16 protein-coding genes and 1 pseudogene are annotated in these 17183 nt (G+C 63.8%); 6 read left to right on the top strand and 11 right to left on the bottom strand.

Annotation, left to right across the window (positions count from 1 at the left end):
* Nucleotides 1–157, top strand: a pseudogene (locus tag VEI45_RS07130) (gamma carbonic anhydrase family protein); the annotation flags it as partial.
* Nucleotides 158–196: 39 nt separating this feature from the next.
* On the opposite strand, the gene VEI45_RS07125 reads toward VEI45_RS07130, so the two are convergent.
* Complete coding sequence (locus VEI45_RS07125) at nucleotides 197–862, bottom strand: SRPBCC family protein (protein WP_324851480.1); 666 nt, start codon at nucleotides 860–862, stop codon at nucleotides 197–199.
* A gap of 316 nt (nucleotides 863–1178) precedes the next feature.
* Between VEI45_RS07125 and VEI45_RS07120 the strand changes: the two genes are divergently transcribed.
* Both VEI45_RS07120 and VEI45_RS07115 read left to right on the top strand, forming a co-directional pair.
* Nucleotides 1179–1919, top strand: a complete 741-nt coding sequence (locus VEI45_RS07120) for an ABC transporter ATP-binding protein (RefSeq protein ID WP_414687418.1) — start codon at nucleotides 1179–1181, stop codon at nucleotides 1917–1919.
* Entirely contained in the window at nucleotides 1916–4420 is a 2505-nt protein-coding gene (locus tag VEI45_RS07115) for an ABC transporter permease (RefSeq protein ID WP_324851478.1), read from the top strand. The genes VEI45_RS07120 and VEI45_RS07115 overlap by 4 nt, the downstream gene beginning before the upstream one ends.
* Before the next feature lie 39 nt (nucleotides 4421–4459).
* Here the strand turns inward: VEI45_RS07115 and VEI45_RS07110 are convergent, their stop codons facing one another.
* From VEI45_RS07110 to VEI45_RS07065, 10 genes are all read right to left on the bottom strand, one after another.
* The gene (locus tag VEI45_RS07110) at nucleotides 4460–5089 is read right to left on the bottom strand and encodes a class I SAM-dependent methyltransferase (RefSeq protein ID WP_324851476.1); all 630 of its coding nucleotides are present in this window, start codon (nucleotides 5087–5089) and stop codon (nucleotides 4460–4462) included.
* A gap of 38 nt (nucleotides 5090–5127) precedes the next feature.
* Complete coding sequence (locus tag VEI45_RS07105) at nucleotides 5128–5895, bottom strand: class I SAM-dependent methyltransferase (protein WP_324851474.1); 768 nt, start codon at nucleotides 5893–5895, stop codon at nucleotides 5128–5130.
* 52 nt (nucleotides 5896–5947) lie between these two features.
* Nucleotides 5948–7243: a cytochrome P450 gene (locus tag VEI45_RS07100; RefSeq protein WP_324851472.1), complete on the bottom strand. Its 1296-nt coding sequence runs from the start codon at nucleotides 7241–7243 to the stop codon at nucleotides 5948–5950.
* 59 nt (nucleotides 7244–7302) lie between these two features.
* Nucleotides 7303–7905 carry a DUF4389 domain-containing protein gene (locus tag VEI45_RS07095; protein WP_324851470.1) on the bottom strand — a complete coding sequence of 201 codons (603 nt, stop codon included), beginning with the start codon at nucleotides 7903–7905 and terminating at the stop codon, nucleotides 7303–7305.
* A 29-nt stretch (nucleotides 7906–7934) separates the two neighbouring features.
* Nucleotides 7935–9161, bottom strand: a complete 1227-nt coding sequence (locus VEI45_RS07090) for an NAD(P)/FAD-dependent oxidoreductase (protein ID WP_324851468.1) — start codon at nucleotides 9159–9161, stop codon at nucleotides 7935–7937.
* Between the two features lie 125 nt (nucleotides 9162–9286).
* A complete protein-coding gene (locus tag VEI45_RS07085) occupies nucleotides 9287–9700 on the bottom strand; it encodes a nuclear transport factor 2 family protein (RefSeq protein ID WP_324851466.1) in 414 nt (137 codons plus the stop codon).
* Nucleotides 9697–10578 (bottom strand): TIGR03619 family F420-dependent LLM class oxidoreductase, encoded by an 882-nt coding sequence (locus VEI45_RS07080; protein WP_324851464.1) that lies wholly within the window; start codon nucleotides 10576–10578, stop codon nucleotides 9697–9699. The genes VEI45_RS07085 and VEI45_RS07080 overlap by 4 nt, the downstream gene beginning before the upstream one ends.
* The gene (locus tag VEI45_RS07075; RefSeq protein ID WP_324851462.1) at nucleotides 10575–11744 is read right to left on the bottom strand and encodes a thiolase domain-containing protein; all 1170 of its coding nucleotides are present in this window, start codon (nucleotides 11742–11744) and stop codon (nucleotides 10575–10577) included. The genes VEI45_RS07080 and VEI45_RS07075 overlap by 4 nt, the downstream gene beginning before the upstream one ends.
* Before the next feature lie 2 nt (nucleotides 11745–11746).
* Nucleotides 11747–12808 (bottom strand): thiolase domain-containing protein, encoded by a 1062-nt coding sequence (locus tag VEI45_RS07070; RefSeq protein ID WP_324851460.1) that lies wholly within the window; start codon nucleotides 12806–12808, stop codon nucleotides 11747–11749.
* A 25-nt stretch (nucleotides 12809–12833) separates the two neighbouring features.
* Nucleotides 12834–13826 (bottom strand): Zn-ribbon domain-containing OB-fold protein, encoded by a 993-nt coding sequence (locus tag VEI45_RS07065; protein ID WP_324851458.1) that lies wholly within the window; start codon nucleotides 13824–13826, stop codon nucleotides 12834–12836.
* A 70-nt stretch (nucleotides 13827–13896) separates the two neighbouring features.
* On the opposite strand from VEI45_RS07065, the gene VEI45_RS07060 reads away from it, so the two are divergent.
* The 3 genes from VEI45_RS07060 to VEI45_RS07050 are packed head-to-tail and all read left to right on the top strand — an operon-like array spanning nucleotide 13897 to nucleotide 16913.
* Complete coding sequence (locus VEI45_RS07060; protein ID WP_324851456.1) at nucleotides 13897–14961, top strand: LLM class F420-dependent oxidoreductase; 1065 nt, start codon at nucleotides 13897–13899, stop codon at nucleotides 14959–14961.
* A gap of 21 nt (nucleotides 14962–14982) precedes the next feature.
* On the top strand, nucleotides 14983–15711 hold the full coding sequence (locus VEI45_RS07055; protein WP_324851454.1) for an acetoacetate decarboxylase family protein: 729 nt from the start codon (nucleotides 14983–14985) through the stop codon (nucleotides 15709–15711).
* Nucleotides 15708–16913 carry a cytochrome P450 gene (locus VEI45_RS07050; RefSeq protein ID WP_324851452.1) on the top strand — a complete coding sequence of 402 codons (1206 nt, stop codon included), beginning with the start codon at nucleotides 15708–15710 and terminating at the stop codon, nucleotides 16911–16913. Before VEI45_RS07055 ends, VEI45_RS07050 begins: the two co-directional genes overlap by 4 nt.
* Nucleotides 16914–17183 lie beyond the last annotated feature (270 nt).

The raw sequence follows: 17183 nt of genomic DNA, 5'->3' as shown, positions 1-17183 counted from the left end.
TGGCACCAAGATTCCCGACGAGGTTTTGGTGGTCGGGGCGCCGGCCACGATCAAGGGCCCGATCGCGGGCACGGGCGCCGAGATGTGGGTGAATGTCAACCCGAAGGCCTATCAGGACCTGGCCCAGCGCTATCTGACCGGCCTGGAACCCATTTAGCCTGGCGACGTTTCATCGCCTGGCGTGATTATGCGAGGTTTATCGCATCCAGTCCGGTGTCACCGGGAGCCCATTGTGATGGCGGTATTCGGCAATTGCTTTGAGATTTTTCATCTCCAGCAGATGGCCGGCGCCGAACATGTCCCAGAAGTCGCCCACCCAGACCGGCCGTTCCGGCGGGGCGGCGTCCGGATAGGGGTTGTGGTCGTAGAACGGATGGTGGCAGTTAGTCCACAACACCACCGAGCCGGGCTTGTCGAGCACCTCCTGCGCGTCGACGACACGCATCAGATAGACCATCCAAAGGTGCTTGCCCTGATCCCACGCGCACTGATAGTCCACGGTGCGCGCCTGCTCGTTCGCCCGCGTGCGGGTATAGATCTCGGTCTCGGACCCCAACCGGTCATAGGCGCGCCACAACCCCGGCTCATCGGTTTCGATAAACCCACGCAGGCTATAGGTCCACTCCTCTAGACAGCGGGTATCGGCCATGTAGGCGAACAGCTCATCCGGCGGGCAGTCGATGTAGTCGTTGATGGTGATGTACTGGCCGAATACCTCGTCGTGCGGGTACACCGAGTGCATCATCTCCATGATGACCGGGGTGGCCTTCTCCCGCGGGCTGGTCTCGATCCGAGTCACCCCCTCAATCGGCTCGGTGCTGCCGGTATGGGCGACGATATCTTCAAGCGCGGGCAGCGACATCGGATCGGTCTCCTTCGTGGGCGTACGACGCTGATTGGGAAAGCGTCTCCTATCAAAAACGTTGCAAATACTCGGATTTCGCCAGCGTTGTGGGTCGAATTATACACCTGATACACGTTTGTGGACGCTGACTTTATCCGCGCTATTTCTTCGCAGACTACTGACGAAATTGGACGAGCGGAACATCGAACCGATTGGGCCTTGGGCTCGTTATCCCTCATACCAGTGCCTTTGCGACGCGATTAGCATGGGCATGGCAGTCGGTCGCGGACAGGTCGCCGCGGTTAGCTGAATGTTGCGGTCTCGCGGGAGGACCATGATCGGACGACTCGACACCTGCGATACCCCAAGGCCCGAGCTGGCGATTGAACTTCGCGACGTAGTGCGCGAATATCAGGTCGGCGGTCAGCGCGTGCGCGCACTCGACGAGATAAGCCTGCGGTTCGGGGGCGGGCAGTTTGTGTCGGTAGTGGGGCCGTCGGGGGCGGGCAAGAGCACGTTGCTGCACCTGCTTGGCGCATTGGATTCCCCCGATTCCGGCTCGATCAAATTCGACGGCGACGAGATTGGTCGCCTCGGCGACGAACAGCAGTCGGAATTTCGCCATCGTCATGTGGGGTTCGTCTTTCAGTTCTTCAACCTGTTGCCGACCCTGTCGGCCTGGGAAAATGTGGCGGTCCCGAAACTGCTTGACGGTGTCCGACTGGGCAAGGTCAAGTCGGATGCGGTTCGGTTGTTGGACCGGGTTGGGCTCGGTAACCGGACGCGGCACCGGCCGGCGGAGCTGTCGGGCGGTCAAATGCAGCGGGTCGCGGTGGCTCGGGCGTTGATGATGGACCCATCGCTGATTCTCGCTGACGAACCGACCGGAAACCTCGACTCCGCAACGGGCGCTTCGATCTTGGCGCTGCTCGCCGAGGTGGCACACGAGGACGGGGACGCTCGGCTGGTGGTGATGGTGACCCACAACTCGGATGCCGCGGCGACGACGGATCGGGTGATCACACTCCAAGACGGACGCGTCGGTTCCGACGAGCTGTCAGCGGTCGCGGGATGAGACCGGGCTCGGCCATCGCGGCCACGGCGAGCCGGCTCCGTGTATTCAGCCTCCGCGAACTCGTTGTGCATCGTCGGCGCACCACGGCCTCGATCGCCGTAATGGCAGTGTCCGCAATGTATCTCGTCGCGGTATTCGGAATTTTCGGGTCGATCACCGGATCGGTCAACCGGCTGGCCGATGGGATCGCGGGAATCGCGGCACTCGAGGTGTCGGGCATTACCGACGCGGGATTTCCCGACGCGATAGCGGCGGATGTCGCCGCGGTACCTGGCGTCGCGACCGCGGCGCCGATGGTTCGGACTTCTGCGTCCACGGCGTCAGGTCCAGTTCTGCTGTTCGGCGCAGACAAGAGCAGTGCTGCGTTGGGTGGCGCCCTGAAAGACGCCGTCGCGAAACCACTGAAGACACTGTCTGCCAACCCCAACGGTGTCCAGGTCGGGCCCGGTGTCGGTCACAGCAAAGGTGAGACATTCCAGCTGGGCTCGGCGTCGGTCACAGTCACCGAAGTGCTCACCGGCAAGCAACTTGCCGACCTCAACGGCGGACACTACGTCCTGGCTTTACTTGCTTTGGCGCAGAACATAACCGGGCGAAAAGGCCAGCTCGACTCGATACTGATCACGACAAAGTCCGGTGCCGATCTCGCAGCGGTGCGCGCCGCGGTCACGTCGGCCGTCAACGGTCGGGCAATTGTTGCGGATCCGAGCATGCGGGCAGCCCGGGCCGGCGACGGCGTCAAGCTGATGAACTACATGGCGTTGATGGGTGCGGGCGTCGCGTTGGTGGTCGGCGCTTTCCTGATTTACACCACGATGACGATGGCGATCACCCAGCGCCGGCCGGTCGTCTCGATGTTGCGCGCGATCGGAGGCCGACGCGCCACCATCGCTCGCGATTTGCTCGCCGAAGCCGCGATTCTCGGGGTGATCGGCGGAGCGATCGGGTCGGGCATCGGAATCGTCATGGGCCGTATGGCGATTGGTCGATTACCTCCGGCAATAACCCAAGGTCTCGAAGCTCGGGTGGAGTACTGCCTGCCCGGCTACGCGATACCGGTGGCGCTGGCGGCGACGGTGCTCACCAGCGCGGCAGCGTCGGCGATGGCTGCGCGACAGGTGTACAAGGTTTCACCGATCGAGGCCTTGGCACCGGTCGGGGTATCAGCCGCCGATTTCGTGCCGCGATGGCTGCGGATGGCAAGCGGGATTGCGGGCGTCGCGACGTTCGCCGCATCGATCGTGGTCGTTCTCGACCGACGCGGCACACTCGCATTCGTCGCGATCTTTGCTCTGCTCAGTGCTGAGATCGCGCTTGGCTTCGCACTCACCGCGCGCATCGTCAAAGCCACTGCCGCGATAGCCCGGATGTTCGGATCGGTTGGGCGACTCGCGGCCGCGACGATCGAGCGTGCGCCGCGGCGAGTATGGGCCACGGTGATGACCGTGCTCATCGCAGTAGTCACCACCGTCGTGATCACCGGTACGAACGCGGACATGATCCGGTCGGCGCGCGCCATCTTCGCACCGGTCGCCGGCGTCGACGTCTGGGTGAGCGCGGATCCTCCCGACAGCTACGCCGTTGACGCGCTGCCGCAAGGTCTTGCAGGGAAGGTCGCCGCCCTCCCCGGCGTGAAGGGTGTCACCGAGGGCGCATTCGGGTTCGCTGAGGTCGGCGGCAGCCGCGTGATGCTGGATGGGTTTTCCGCCGGGATCGCCGATCCGCTCTACCGCGCGCTCGGTGAGCGGGTACGCAGCGAGGTGCTCGCCGGTCGGGGCGTGGTGCTTTCGCAGAACCTCGGCAAAACTCTGCATGTCCGGGTTGGAGACGACCTCGAGCTGCAAACGCCACACGGCCCGCGTCGGACCGCTGTGCTCGCCCTGGTTCCGTACTTCTCAACGGTCATCGGCACCGTTGGGATGGATTTCGGCCGGATGCGGGACTGGTTCGACCGTCCGGCGGCGACCGCACTCCAGATCACCGGGGCCGCAGGCGTGGATCCGAAGCGCCTGGCGGCCGACGTCCGCCACGTAGTGCCTGCGCCAAACTACGTGTATGACGGTCGCGCGGCGCTGGCAGGGCTCGAGGCGCCGCTGCATCAGAGCATGTTTATCGCCAACGCCGTGTGGATGATCGTTGTATTCGTGGCCGCAGTCGCACTTTTCAACACGTTGACGCTGGCGGTGCTCGAACGGCGCCGCGAAATTGGTGTGCTACGGGCGATGGGAACCAGTCGGCGGTTCACCTTGCAGATGGTCCTAGCCGAGGCGGCAGGCATCGGTGTCATCGGCGGCGTCTTGGGGCTGCTGGTCGGCCTCACCGACCAGTGGCTCTACAGCCTTGTCAGCGGGGACATCATGAATTTCAATATCACCTTCCGGCCGAGCCCGATGGCATTCGGTCTCACCCTCGGTGCGCTGGGGATCAGCCTGCTCGGCTCGCTGCCGCCCGCGCGACGCGCAGCACGACTGAACATCATCGAGGCTGTCAGCGTCGAATAAGGCCGTTGCCCCCTCGCCGCGTTGATAGATCAGCGCATTTCAAGTACCGCTCTTGACTACGGTGGCGATTCCTTGCAGATGAGGTGTGCCCGGGGGCGGCATCGGGGTTCGGATGCTGCGCAGTCCCCCGGTATCGAATCCGGCCGCGGCAATGGAGTCGATGGTTCGGCGATTCGGCTCGCACCCGGCACCGAAAAAAGACCACGGCCGGGCGATAAGGTCCTGGAAGCGACCCATCGCACCGTCCCCGCGGACATGCTCCAGGACGAGCAACCTGCCTCCGGGTGCGAGCACTCGCCGGATCTCGCCGAGGGTCGCGGGCACATCGTCGACCGAGCACAACACAAGCGCGACGTGGACCGAGTCGAAACTGTTGTCCGGGAAAGGAATTACCTCGCCGACACCCTCGACGATCTCTACCGCGATGTCATGGCGGCGAGCAACGCGGGAAGCCATCCGCCGGAACGCCGCCACCGGCTCCACAGCAACAACTGACGTCACCGCGGGCGGAATGAACCTCAAGTCGGTTCCCGGCCCGAGACCGATCATCAGTAGCCGGCCGGTCGCATTGCTCATCGTCTCTCGACGATAGCGGAGATAGAACAGCCGGTCGGCGGTCAGCGTGCCGATTCGATAAACATACGGGAACAACGGATTACGGTACGCCATCTGCTATCCAGATCCAGTTGAAGGGCGGATATTCGTCGTCATGCGGCTCCCGTCGATCTCGAAAGACTAGGTCGCCGTCGCTGCGCGACGACCACCTGATTACGTCCCAACCGACTGAACTCTACAGCGATGGTCGGATCGGCGTGAGCGGCCAGCGCCCGGAATCCCGAAGGGCCGTAGGCACGCAACGAGCTGATCAGCCCGTCGTGGGCGAAGGGCAGAACGAGCGCGAACGGGAAAATCGTCGCCAGGCGGATCAGGTGCAGCGGAGCGGGCGGTCGGCGCAGGTCGCAGATGAATAGCTTGTTCGCCGCGCGGGTTCCTTCAGCCAGCACCCCGGCAGCCGGGACCGGTGGCAGGTGATGAAACGCCAGGGCGAACAGCGCCAGGTCGTAGGAGCGGTCGGGCGCGTCGATGTCGGTGGCGTCCATATGGCGCACGACGGCGCGCGGATGGCTGCCCAGGTCGCCGGAAGCGATATTCGACACCGAGACCGGGTCGACATCCGTCACCGTAACCTGGGCGGTGGGGTGCCTTTCCAGCAGCTTGCGGGACAGCCCGCCGTGGCCCGCACCCAATTCCAGGATCTTGGGGTCGGGAATATCGGCGACGAGCTCCAGAGCGCGCGCGGCGAGGTGATCGTGATCCCGCAAGATTCGGCCCATCAGGTCGAGGGAGCGGATCACCTGTCGCTTGATGCGGTCGTCGACGTCGTCGCGGTCCAGGTATTCCGGGCGGTCGGTCTGCAGCTGCCGATCCAGCCATGAGGCGTCGAAGCCGCCCCGTGGCATGGTCTCGATGTCCATCTGAATTCTCCGATCACCGGGCAGATAGTGGCTCATGCGCCGGCCGCACGAACTAGCGCCAAGCGATCACGTCCAACAGGATTTCGCGGCTGAGCTTGGTGGCAATCCCCTGTGGCACGGCGCGTGGCGGCTTCTTGCGCCGCTCACGCGCCGGCGCGCGCAGCTCAACGGTGTTCAAGATGGTGCCGATCGTCACGGCCAACTCGTGTTGTGCAAATGTTGCGCCAATGCAGCGGCGGTACCCACCGCCGAATGGCGCGTACTCAAACTTTGACGGCTTCCTCTCCAGGAATCGGTCGGGATCGAAAGAATCAGGGTCCTTCCACACGTCGGGATTGAAATGCAATGCGGGCAGCGCGATTCCGACCACATCACCGGCCGAACGGCGAACGCCTGCGACGGTTAGTGGCCCAGTGAGCCTGCGCAATACAACCGGCACAGTCGGATGCATGCGCAGTGTCTCCTGTATCACCGCGCCGAGGTAAGGCAAAGCCGCAATCTCCCACGGTTTGGCTGCATCCGCTAGCTCCTCGACAACACGTGAGCGAATGCTTTCGTCGCGGTGGATGTGATACAGCGCCCACGCCAACGACGTCGAGGCGGTTTCGTGCCCCGCGGCGAGCATCGTCCGCAACTGCTCACGGAGGGCGTCATCACTGAGGCTATTACCGTCTTCGTCGGTCGCCGAGAGGATCAATTCCATCATGTCGCTGCCGTGTTCGCCCATGCCCCTTCGCTCTTCGATCTGCTCGGACAACAGGCCATCGAGTTGCGCGCGGAAACGGACCAACTGCGCCCATGGCCCTCGCCCGGCTATCTCCCGGCGCAGCCAGGGCAACAGCATCAGCGGCGCGGTGCTGGAACGCATGAATTCCTTGATAACCCGGGCGTACTCGGCGCGACAAGCACGGTCCGTCACGCCGAACACCACCCGAATCACCACGTCCAGCGTGATCGCTTGCGCCGTGTCGCGAACCACCAATTGATCTCCCGGTTGCAATGCCGCGATTTCATCCTTCGTGGCGTCGGCTATCACATCGACGTAGCCGCGCATACGCTCACCGTGAAACGCGGGCATCAGGATGCTGCGGGTCCTGCGATGAGCTTCGCCGGAAAGCAGGATCACCGAGTTCTGTCCGATGAGGGGTTCGAGCGGATGGGGCAACGGTGCACGGCACAGCTTCCCGGGTGCGGTCAATATGTCGCGGGCACCATCGACGGTCGAGACGAACAGGACCTCGTCGAGCCCCGGGAGCCTCAGCAAGAACGGTTCGGTGTCGGAAGAATGACGCCGGAAGAATCCCTCCGGGTCGATACCAACCCAGGCCGCACGGGCTATTGCCGACATCGTCGACACCGCGGGCCTGCGGACTCGAGCCGTGGCGTCTGTGGACGATATGCGGTGCGTCATCTGCTACCCGGATCCAGTCGGAACGGCGGATATTCGTCGCGCATCAACGAGACATACACGGCCACTCGGTACCGCCATCGGACCATGCCCATCAGGAGGTCGAACATGTCCCGCGGGATCGTGCCGGTGAACAACAACCACGCAACGGAGACATAGCAAACCGCGTGAAACATAGGCAACATCGCCCAGCAAATGAGTATCTGAGGGATCGCCAACAGCCACGACTTCACCAGCACGGGCCATGTGTTAAGTCGTTCCGGATAGTCGACCTCGAGATCGCCCGGATAGTCGGGCCGAGACGCGAGCGTGAAAGGCGGATATCTGTCAGTGCTATTCATCGGAAACCGGTAATTCATGATTCGCCACGACCAGCGAAGCACCCCGACGTTGAAGTCGAAGATAGGGCGCGGATACCGTCCGGTGAACAAGATAGCGACGCCAGCAACGATGGTCAGCAACGGATACACCAAGTACAGCACTATCAATATGGGGTAGTGCGGGGCGGCCAGCGCCCACTTGACGAGCCAGAGCCCGCGTGAGGGCGCGTCGTCATCGCAACGTACTCGGACGGGATCGTCCGGGATGTTCACCTGTTCCATGCTCGACACTTCCTGACTTGTCATCGCAGTCAACAAGACGGGGTGGTCGTCGCGGCCCCGAGGTCGCGGCTGATCTTCGCGGATATCCGGCGGTGACTTGTCGAACGCAGAAACATTGTCAGCGCCCAGGTCTGGAACCGGTCCGAGATCATCGCCGCCGGTTTGAGCACTGACTCACCGTGGGACACCTGCAGCGACGCCACCCGGGACACGGCCATGACCTTGCGTCGTCTGGTCTTCTCGTACCAGCGCAGCGCGCGTGAAAGATCACCGCTGTCGCGGTTCGCTCCATTTTTGAGATCCGAAAGCGCCTTGCGCAACACCATCGTGTCGAGCAGCGCCTGATTGGTTCCCTGTGCGAGGGTGGGCGGCATCGTGTGGGCGGCATCGCCGAGCAACGTCAGAGCGCCGTGGCCCGGCCGGGGAATCGGATGCCGAAAATGCGGGAACGGCGAAGGAGCCAGATCGTCGTCAGTCAATGTCGCGAGTACTCGATCGACCGACTCGGACCACCCGGTGAAATGGGACCGGATTACGTCGATTGGACGTTCCGGTCTGATGAAGTCATCGGACCACGGCAGGTCGAACCACCACTGCACATTGGGACCTCCAGCCGGCCAGAAGCCAGTGTTTCCGTGTTCGCCGATAACGACCAGTGCGACGTGCTTGTCGGCGACGTCTGGAAGGGTGGCAAGTCCCTGCCAGCTGCACCAGCCGGTCGGCTCGGCGTCCCGCGCGCCGACGACATTTCGGACCATCGAATGCATGCCATCCGCACCGATCAACACATCTCCTTCGGCCGAGCTGCCGTCTTCGAACTCGACCCGCACTCCATTGGGCGTACTGACCACCTTGACCGCAGGGGAGTTGCATCGGATGCGATCGGTCGGAAAGCCTTCCAGCAGCCGTTCAAGTAAGACTCGACGTGGAACCATCCGAACAGGTGCGCCCAGCCGGTTCACCATCGCCGTCACGTCCAAGGTGGCGAGCGGGCGACCCGCGGACGTCAGAACTCTGACGGCGGACAGCAGCTGACCGGCCCCGTCCATATCGACGCCCAGGTGCCCCAGAACCGTCTCGCCGTTGGACCAGATGGTCACCGCGCCGCCACCCGCCTGCATGTCCGGCCGCCGTTCGAAGACGGTGACGTCATATCCGTCTCGCAGCAATCCACGAGCAATGGAAATGCCGCTGACACCGGCGCCGATGACAAGGATCCGAAGCGGCGGGGTCGGCGGCGCGTTCGGTACGTTCACAGCAGCCTTGGCCGGCACCGGTTCAGCGGCGGAAGCACGGGCTCGTCCACGCCGTCCATACTGCAACTCCCCAGGCCGATATGCAGGTCGCTCCATTTTGATTACGGGGGAGAGGAGTGCTCGGTTCAGATCTTGCGCGCGCTCGCGGTCGCTTGGTCGACTTCCCAGTACGCGCGCAGCGCCACCAGCTTGCCTTCGTCGTTGGCCTTGTAGGTGAACACCCCTTCGGCGGTGACCTGGTGTCCGGCCGCCGTGATCAGGATGTGGCCGACGTTGGCTTCCTCATGGCCGCACTGGTAGGTGTCGCGGAAGTGGAACTCGATCTTGTCCGTCGGCGCAATCGCCTTGTCCCAAAACGCCGAGATGGCGTCGCGACCGCGATGCCCCTTGCCCTCCGGATCGAAATGCGACGGACCGATCGGGTCCTCGACGATGGCGTCGTCGGCGAACACCGCCAGCCACGCGTCTTTGTCTCTGGCCCGCACCGCATCGCGGGAACGCTTGCCGGCCAGGTGTGCGGGCGATTCGGTTGTCGTCATATGTCCTGCCATCCCGAGTGGATATAGGTGTCGGCGAAGCGTTTCAGCGAGTCCTTCTTCTTCTCCAGCGGCGCGTCGAAACCCAGCCCGTCGAAAACCCAAGGGATGACGATGTTGTCGGTGACACCGACCTCGGCCAGTTCGCGGTGACCGTCCACGCCGAACTTATCGATGCAGACCGCCTGGTATTCGAATGGGATATCAGCCCGGTCATACTCGGCGAGCAACGCCTTGAGTTTGCCGATGGTTTCGGCGAGCTGGTCGCAGGTCATCATGGCGCTGGTCCAGCCGTCGCCGACCCGCGCGGCGCGCTTGAGCGCGACGTCAGTGTGACCGCCGACGTAGAACGGCACCGGTCGGCTGGGCGCCGGGCTCATCTGCAATCGGTCGAAGTCGTAGAACTCGCCGTGGAATTCGACCATTCCTCCGGCCAGCACGAGTTTGATGACCTCGATCATCTCGTCGACGCGTGCGCCGCGGCGCTTGTAGGGCACTCCGCACCATTCGAACTCTTCTGGCGCCCAGCCGATTCCTACACCGAAGCCGAACCTGTTGTTCGTCAGGTTGGCGACCGAACCGACCTGGCGGGCCAACAGCAGCGGGTTGCGGGAACCCAGTTTCATCACGTTGGTGTAGAAAAACAGCTTCGAGGTGACCGCCCCCATCGCGGCGGCGGCGATCAGCGGATCAACCCAGGGTGTGTCCTCGTTCCACATCCGTGAACCGTCGGGGGTGTACGGGTAATCGGCGGCGGCCTTCTCCATGTAGAACAACGAGTCCGGCAATGCGATCGCGTCGAATCCCACCTCTTCGGCCGTTTTGGCGAGGTCGACCAACTGATCGATGGGTCCCATCGCGATGCTGCAGGTGTATTTCACGGCTTATCGGCCCCCACTACCCACATCGAGTAATACTGTGACCCACCGCCGTAGGCGTGGCCAAGTGCCTTGCGCGCGTTGGGAACCTGGTGATCGCCCGCCTTGCCCATCACCTGGATGGCCGCCTCGGCGAACCGGATCAGCCCGGATGCGCCGATCGGGTTCGACGACAGCACGCCGCCGGAGGCGTTGAGCGGGATCCGGCCACCGATCGCGGTTTCGCCGGCCTCGGTGAGCTTCCAGCCTTCGCCCTCGGGTGCGAACCCGAGGTTCTCCAGCCACATCGGCTCGAACCAGGAGAACGGCACGTAGATCTCGGCGGCATCGATCTCGTCGATCGGACTAGTGATGCCTGCTGCCTTCCACAGCGCCTTGGCGGCGTCGCGCCCGGCCTGCGGGTTGACCTGGTCGCGGCCGGAGTACGCCAGCGGTTCAGTGCGCAACGCGGTGGCGTGAATCCATGCCACCGAGTGGCCTTCGGTGACTCGCTTGTCGGCGACGTCCTCGTTACCGATCACCACCGCACAGGCACCGTCGGACGACGGGCAGGTCTCGTCGAAGCGAATGGGGTCCCACAGCATCTGCGACGCCATCACCTTTTCCAGCGTGATGTCCGGTTGATGCAAGTGAGCCAACGGGTTCTTGGCGCCGTTCAGCCGGTCCTTGACCGCGACCATGGCGCCGATGTGCGTCGGCGCACCGGATCGGCGGATGTAGGAGCGCACGTGCGGAGCGAAGTAGCCGCCCGCGCCGGCGCCGACCGGCTTGGTGAACGGCACCGGAATGCTCAACGCCCACATGGCATTCGACTCAGACTGCTTCTCCCACGCCATCGCGAGCACGCGGCGGTAGCGGCCCGACTGCACCAGGCTGGCCGCCACCACACCGGTCGACCCGCCGACCGAGCCCGCAGTGTGCACCCGGATCAGCGGCTTGCCGGTCGCGCCCACGGCGTCGGCCATGAACAGCTCCGGCATCATGACGCCCTCGAAGAAGTCGGGCGCCTTGCCAACCACTACCGCGTCGATGTCGTCCATGGTCGACCCGGAGTCGGCCAATGCCTTGTCGATGGCCTCGCGCACCAGGCCGTTCATCGACACGTCCTGGCGCTTGGCGACGTACTTCGTCTGGCCGGTGCCGAGCACCGCAGCCAACTGCCCCGCCATCTTTATTTCCCTTCCAGCACGGCGACGAGATTCTGTTGCAACACAGGGCCGCTGGTCGCATGGGCGAGCACCCGGCCTGCGGAGCGAGAGAAAATATGTTGTGCCGCAAAGCCGATGCGCTCCAGCCCGGCGCAAAACATCGGGTTGGCCGCCAGCGTGCCGCCCGACGGGTTGACCTTCGTCGACGACGGCAGGCCGATGGCCTCGGTCAGGATCAGCTGCTGATGGGTGAACGGCGCGTAGATCTCGGCCACCTCGATCGAGCTGGTGTCTCCGCCCGTGGCAGCCTTGGCCGAGGCCTGCGTCGACGGCGACGTGGTCAGGTCCCGGGCACCGAGGACCGGAGTCTCGATGCGGTGTTCGATCCCGGTGATCCACGCGGGGTGCTCCCGCAGCTCGCGGGCCTTGTCGCCGGCAGCCAGCACGATCGCCGCCGCGCCGTCGGTGATTGGCGCAATGTCATGGCGCCGAAGGGGATCGGCGAAGAACGGCCGGGCCAGCAGCTCGTCGATGCTCTTCGCCGGCCTCTCCGAGTCGGTGCGCTGAGCAACCGCGAAAGAGTCCAGGGCCACCTGCGCCATCTGTTCGGCCGTCCATTTGCCGGCGTCCAGGCCGAATCGGGCCTGCAGCCCGGCCATCGACACCGAATCCGGCCACAACGGCGCGACGGTGTACGGATCGGTTTGCAGCGCGAGCACCCGGCGCAGGGTCCCGGCCGACGACTTGCCGAAGCCGTAGACAAGCGCGGTATCGATCTCACCGGTCAGCAGCTTGATGTAGGCCTCGTAGAGTGCCCAGGCGGCGTCCATCTCTACGTGCGACTCGTTGATCGGCGGCACCGCCCCGATCGAATCGATCGCGGAGATGAACGAAAACGCTCTGCCGGCAAGGTAATCCGACGAGCCGGAGCACCAGAAGCCGATATCGGTCTGCTCGAGCCCGAGTTCGTCGTACAGCGCGTGGAAGCACGGCATCAGCATTTCGACGCCGTTGGTGGTGCCGTCGGTGCGGCGCACATGCGGCGCATGGGCGAATCCGACGACAGCGACATCGCGATCGGTCACGTTATTCCCTCTTAACCGGTGGTGCTTACAGGTGATGCTTATAGGTGTCGTAGTCGGCGTCAGGTTCGCCGCTCGGCTTGAAGTATTCGATGTTGTCGATGCCGAGGCCCCATTCCTCGCGGGGCTTCCACACCGCTTGCACCCGCATGCCCATCCGCACCTCAGAGGCGTCGATCTCCTGAATCAGGTGCAGGAAAGCGATATCGGCGCCGTCGAGCAGGACGTAGGCCGCGACATAGGGCGGCTTGATCCGCTGGCCGGCGAACGGGATGTTGATGATCGCGAACGTCGTCACGGTGCCCTTGTCAGGCAGCTCGACGAAGTTGTCGAGTTCGAGGCCGGTCGCCGGGTCTGCTTCCTTCGGCGGGAAGTACACCTTCCCGTCTTTGCCAGTGCGGGCGCCAAGCAGCGTGCCCTCTTCGAGAGCGCGCAGAAATGCGCTTTCGGGAAGCGAAGCGGTGTGCTGGATTTCGATGCTGCTTGGCGTTTCCTGGACCGTCACCGGGTCGCGGTCGTCGGTCGTGTCGGGAACGGGCTCGGCCTCGTCACCGAGCGCGAAGTAGGCGATGTCGGTGATCGCGCCCGCCGGTTCGTCGACCCAATGGGCATGCACCCGCGCGCCGGTGCTGATGGAATCGGAAGATCCCGCGTCGACGGCGTGCAGCAGTGGAATGTCGGCGCCGTCGAGCTTGATCAGCGCCCAGGCGAATGGGCGATCCAGCGGCTGCCCCGCCAAGGGCTCGGGCTGCCAGGTCCACGAGACCACAGTCCCGACACTGGCCACCGGTACGATCTCGGTCAATCGTTCATAGGTCACGGGGTCGAACTCGGCGGGCGGGACGTAGACCCGGCCATCCGAGCCCCGGACACCGACGATGCGTCGCTCACGCAGGGCGGTGAAGAACTGGCTAAGGGTGCGTCCGACTGAACGCTTGTAGTCGAAGGACAGCTTCAGTGGTGCCGATAGCGGCGGCTGATGGGTATCGATCTGCACCGGGCTGCTTTGGCTGGTGGTCACAGCATCGAGTAGAACAGGTTCTAAGAATGGTTTCAAGATACGGTCGGGACCTGCAGGAAAGGCGACTCTCATGAGGCTTGGACTCCAGCTGGGATATTGGGGCGCTCAGCCGCCCGACAACCACGCCGAACTGGTCGCCGCGGCCGAGGACGCCGGTTTCGACGCGGTGTTCACCGCCGAGGCGTGGGGATCGGACGCCTACACGCCGCTGGCCTGGTGGGGAGCGTCGACCCGACGGGTCCGGCTGGGCACCTCGGTGGTGCAACTGTCCGCGCGCACTCCGACCGCGTGCGCGATGGCGGCGCTGACGCTGGACCACCTGTCCGGGGGCCGGCACATCCTCGGTCTCGGGGTGTCGGGTCCGCAGGTGGTGGAGGGCTGGTACGGCCAGTCGTTCCCAAAGCCGCTGGCCCGCACTCGCGAATACATCGACATCATCCGGCAGGTGTGGGCCCGCGAGAAGCCGGTGACCAGCGACGGCCCGCACTATCCACTGCCGTTGACGGGGGAGCGCGCGACCGGTCTCGGCAAGCCGCTCAAGCCCATCACCCATCCGCTGCGGGCCGACATTCCGATCATGCTGGGTGCCGAGGGGCCGAAGAATGTCGCATTGGCCAGCGAGATCTGCGACGGCTGGCTGCCGATCTTCTACACGCCGCGAATGGCCGATACCTACAACGAGTGGTTGGACGAGGGGTTCGCCCGGCCCGGCGCGCGCCGTAGCCGCGAGGACTTCGAGATCTGCGCCACGGCAAACATCGTCATCACCGATGACCGCAGCGCCGCATTCGCGGCCATGAAGCCCTATATAGCCCTCTACATGGGTGGGATGGGTGCCGAAGACACCAACTTCCACGCCGACGTGTACCGCCGGATGGGCTATGCCGAGGTGGTCGAAGACGTGACGAAGCTGTTTCGCAGCAACCAGAAGGACAAGGCAGCGACGATCATTCCGGACGAGGTCATCGACGACGCCGCGATCGTCGGAGACGTGGACTACGTGCGTAAGCAGATCAACGCCTGGGAGGCCGCAGGCGTCACGATGATGGTGGTCAGCGGCCGTAGCACCGAACAGATCAACCAACTGGCCTCCCTGGTCCAGTCAGGTTCTCAGCAGGTATTGCCCGACGAATAGAACACGTTCTAGATTGGCCCGATGACAGCCTCGCAGCACACCATCGCCGGCACGGTACTCACCATGCCGGTGCAGATCCGCAGGGCAAATCAGCACATGGCGATGTTCTCGATCGATGCCGACGCCGCCCAGCATCTGATCGACTACAGCGGTCTGCAGGTCTGCCGTTACCTGCCCGGGCGCGCGATCGTGGTCCTGATGCTGATGCACTACATCGATGGCGACCTGGGCCAATACTACGAATTCGGCACCAGCGTGATGGTCAACCCGCCCGGCGCTCCTCCTAACTCCAAGCCGGGTGGCCTACGAGCCTTGCAGTCGGCCGGTGCCTTCATCCACCATCTGCCCGTCGACCAGGCGTTCACGCTTGAGGCGGGAACCAAGATCTGGGGCTACCCGAAAGTCATGGCGGACTTCTCCGTTCGAGAAGGCCGTCAGTTCGGGTTCGACTGCAGTATCGATGGGCAACTGGTGATCGGCATGGAATTTCGTCCCGGCCTGCCGATTCGGCTGACCCCGCGCCAGCAGGTGCAGCGCAGTTACTCGCATCGCGACGGGGTCACGCGGGAGACGTCCTTCGAACACACGCTGGACGGTGTGCGGACCCGACTTGGTGGAGTTCGGGTCCGGCTGGGCGATCATCCTTATGCGAAAGAGTTGGCGTCGCTGGGTCTTCCGAAGCGCGCGATGTTGTCCAGCTCTGCTGACCGGGTACAAATGACATTCGGCGATGCTCAGGAGATCTCATGACAATGGCTTCAACGACCAGACCAGATGTCGATCTGACGGACGGCACTTTCTACGCGGGTGACTCCCACGCCGTCTACCGCTGGATGCGGGAGAACGAGCCGGTGTTCCGGGACCGCAACGGGCTGGCCGCCGCGTCGACGTATCAGGCCGTTATCGGAGCCGAACGCAACCCCGGGTTGTTCTCGAATGCCGGCGGCATCCGGCCCGACCAACCGGGCGTCGAGATGATGATCGAGATGGACGATCCGCAACATCTGTTGCGCCGCAAGCTCGTCAACTACGGGTTCACCCGCAAGCGAGTGAAGAATCTCGAGGCCTCGATCACCTCGCTGTGCGACACGCTGATCGACGCGGTGTGTCAGCGCGGCGAGTGTGACTTCGTCTGGGATCTTGCGGCGCCCCTTCCGATGGCGGTCATCGGGGACATGCTCGGTGTGCGTCCGGAGGACCGCGAGATGTTCCTCAAATGGTCCGACGAGCTGGTCAGTACCTTGAGCAGCACAGCGGCCGAAGAAGACATGCAGATCACGATGAATGCCTTCGCCGCCTACACCGAATACATGACGGGGATGATCGAGGCCCGCAAGAAGGAGCCGACCGATGATCTGGTCAGCGTTCTGGTGCATGCGGAGGTCGAAGGATCGCGCCTGGAAGACCACCAGATCGTCACCGAGGTTCTGCTGCTGCTGATCGGCGGCGACGAGACCACCCGTCACACGCTGTCCGGCGGGACCAGGCAGCTGCTGCAGCATCCTGATCAACACCAGCGTCTGGTCAACGACCTGGGATTGCTGCCGAACGCGATCGAGGAGATGCTGCGCTGGACCGCACCGGTGAAGAACATGGCCCGCACGATCACCGCCGACAACGAGTTCCACGGCACCCAGCTGCACCAGGGCGAGAAGATGATCCTGCTGTTCGAGTCGGCGAACTTCGACGAAAAGGTCTTCGACGATCCGGAAAGCTTCAACATCGAGCGCTACCCGAACAACCACCTCGCATTCGGCTTCGGGACGCACTTCTGCCTGGGCAACCAACTTGCCCGGTTAGAGCTGTCGATCATGCAAACCCGACTGCTGCAACGCATTCCGGACATGCGGCTGGCGTCGGATGCAGACCTGCCGCTGAGGCCGGCGAACTTCGTGTCCGGCCTGGAGAAAATGCCGGTGGCGTTCACCCCGACTGCGCCAGTACTCGGCTGACAGCCTGGAAGCTACTGCCTATGGGGATAGCCCGCAATTGTGCGCTGCCCGGGTCGAAGGTCGCAATGCGTTTGTGAACGCGGTCGTTAACGCAAAAGTATTCATCTGGCAAAGGCAACGCCATGTAGGTGGGTGACCAGAACCGCGTCACATTGCTGGCGAATCCGTCGGCAACCCAGATTGCGTAATCACGCACAAGACTGCGACGTGGATGAGAGCATGGGGCATGGACCCGGCTTGCTGTATGGGTACCGCACGCTTCTCGGCAAG

This window comes from Mycobacterium sp., assembly GCF_035623875.1.
Lineage (GTDB): Bacteria > Actinomycetota > Actinomycetes > Mycobacteriales > Mycobacteriaceae > Mycobacterium.
This window is presented reverse-complemented; position numbering and strand designations above follow the sequence as displayed.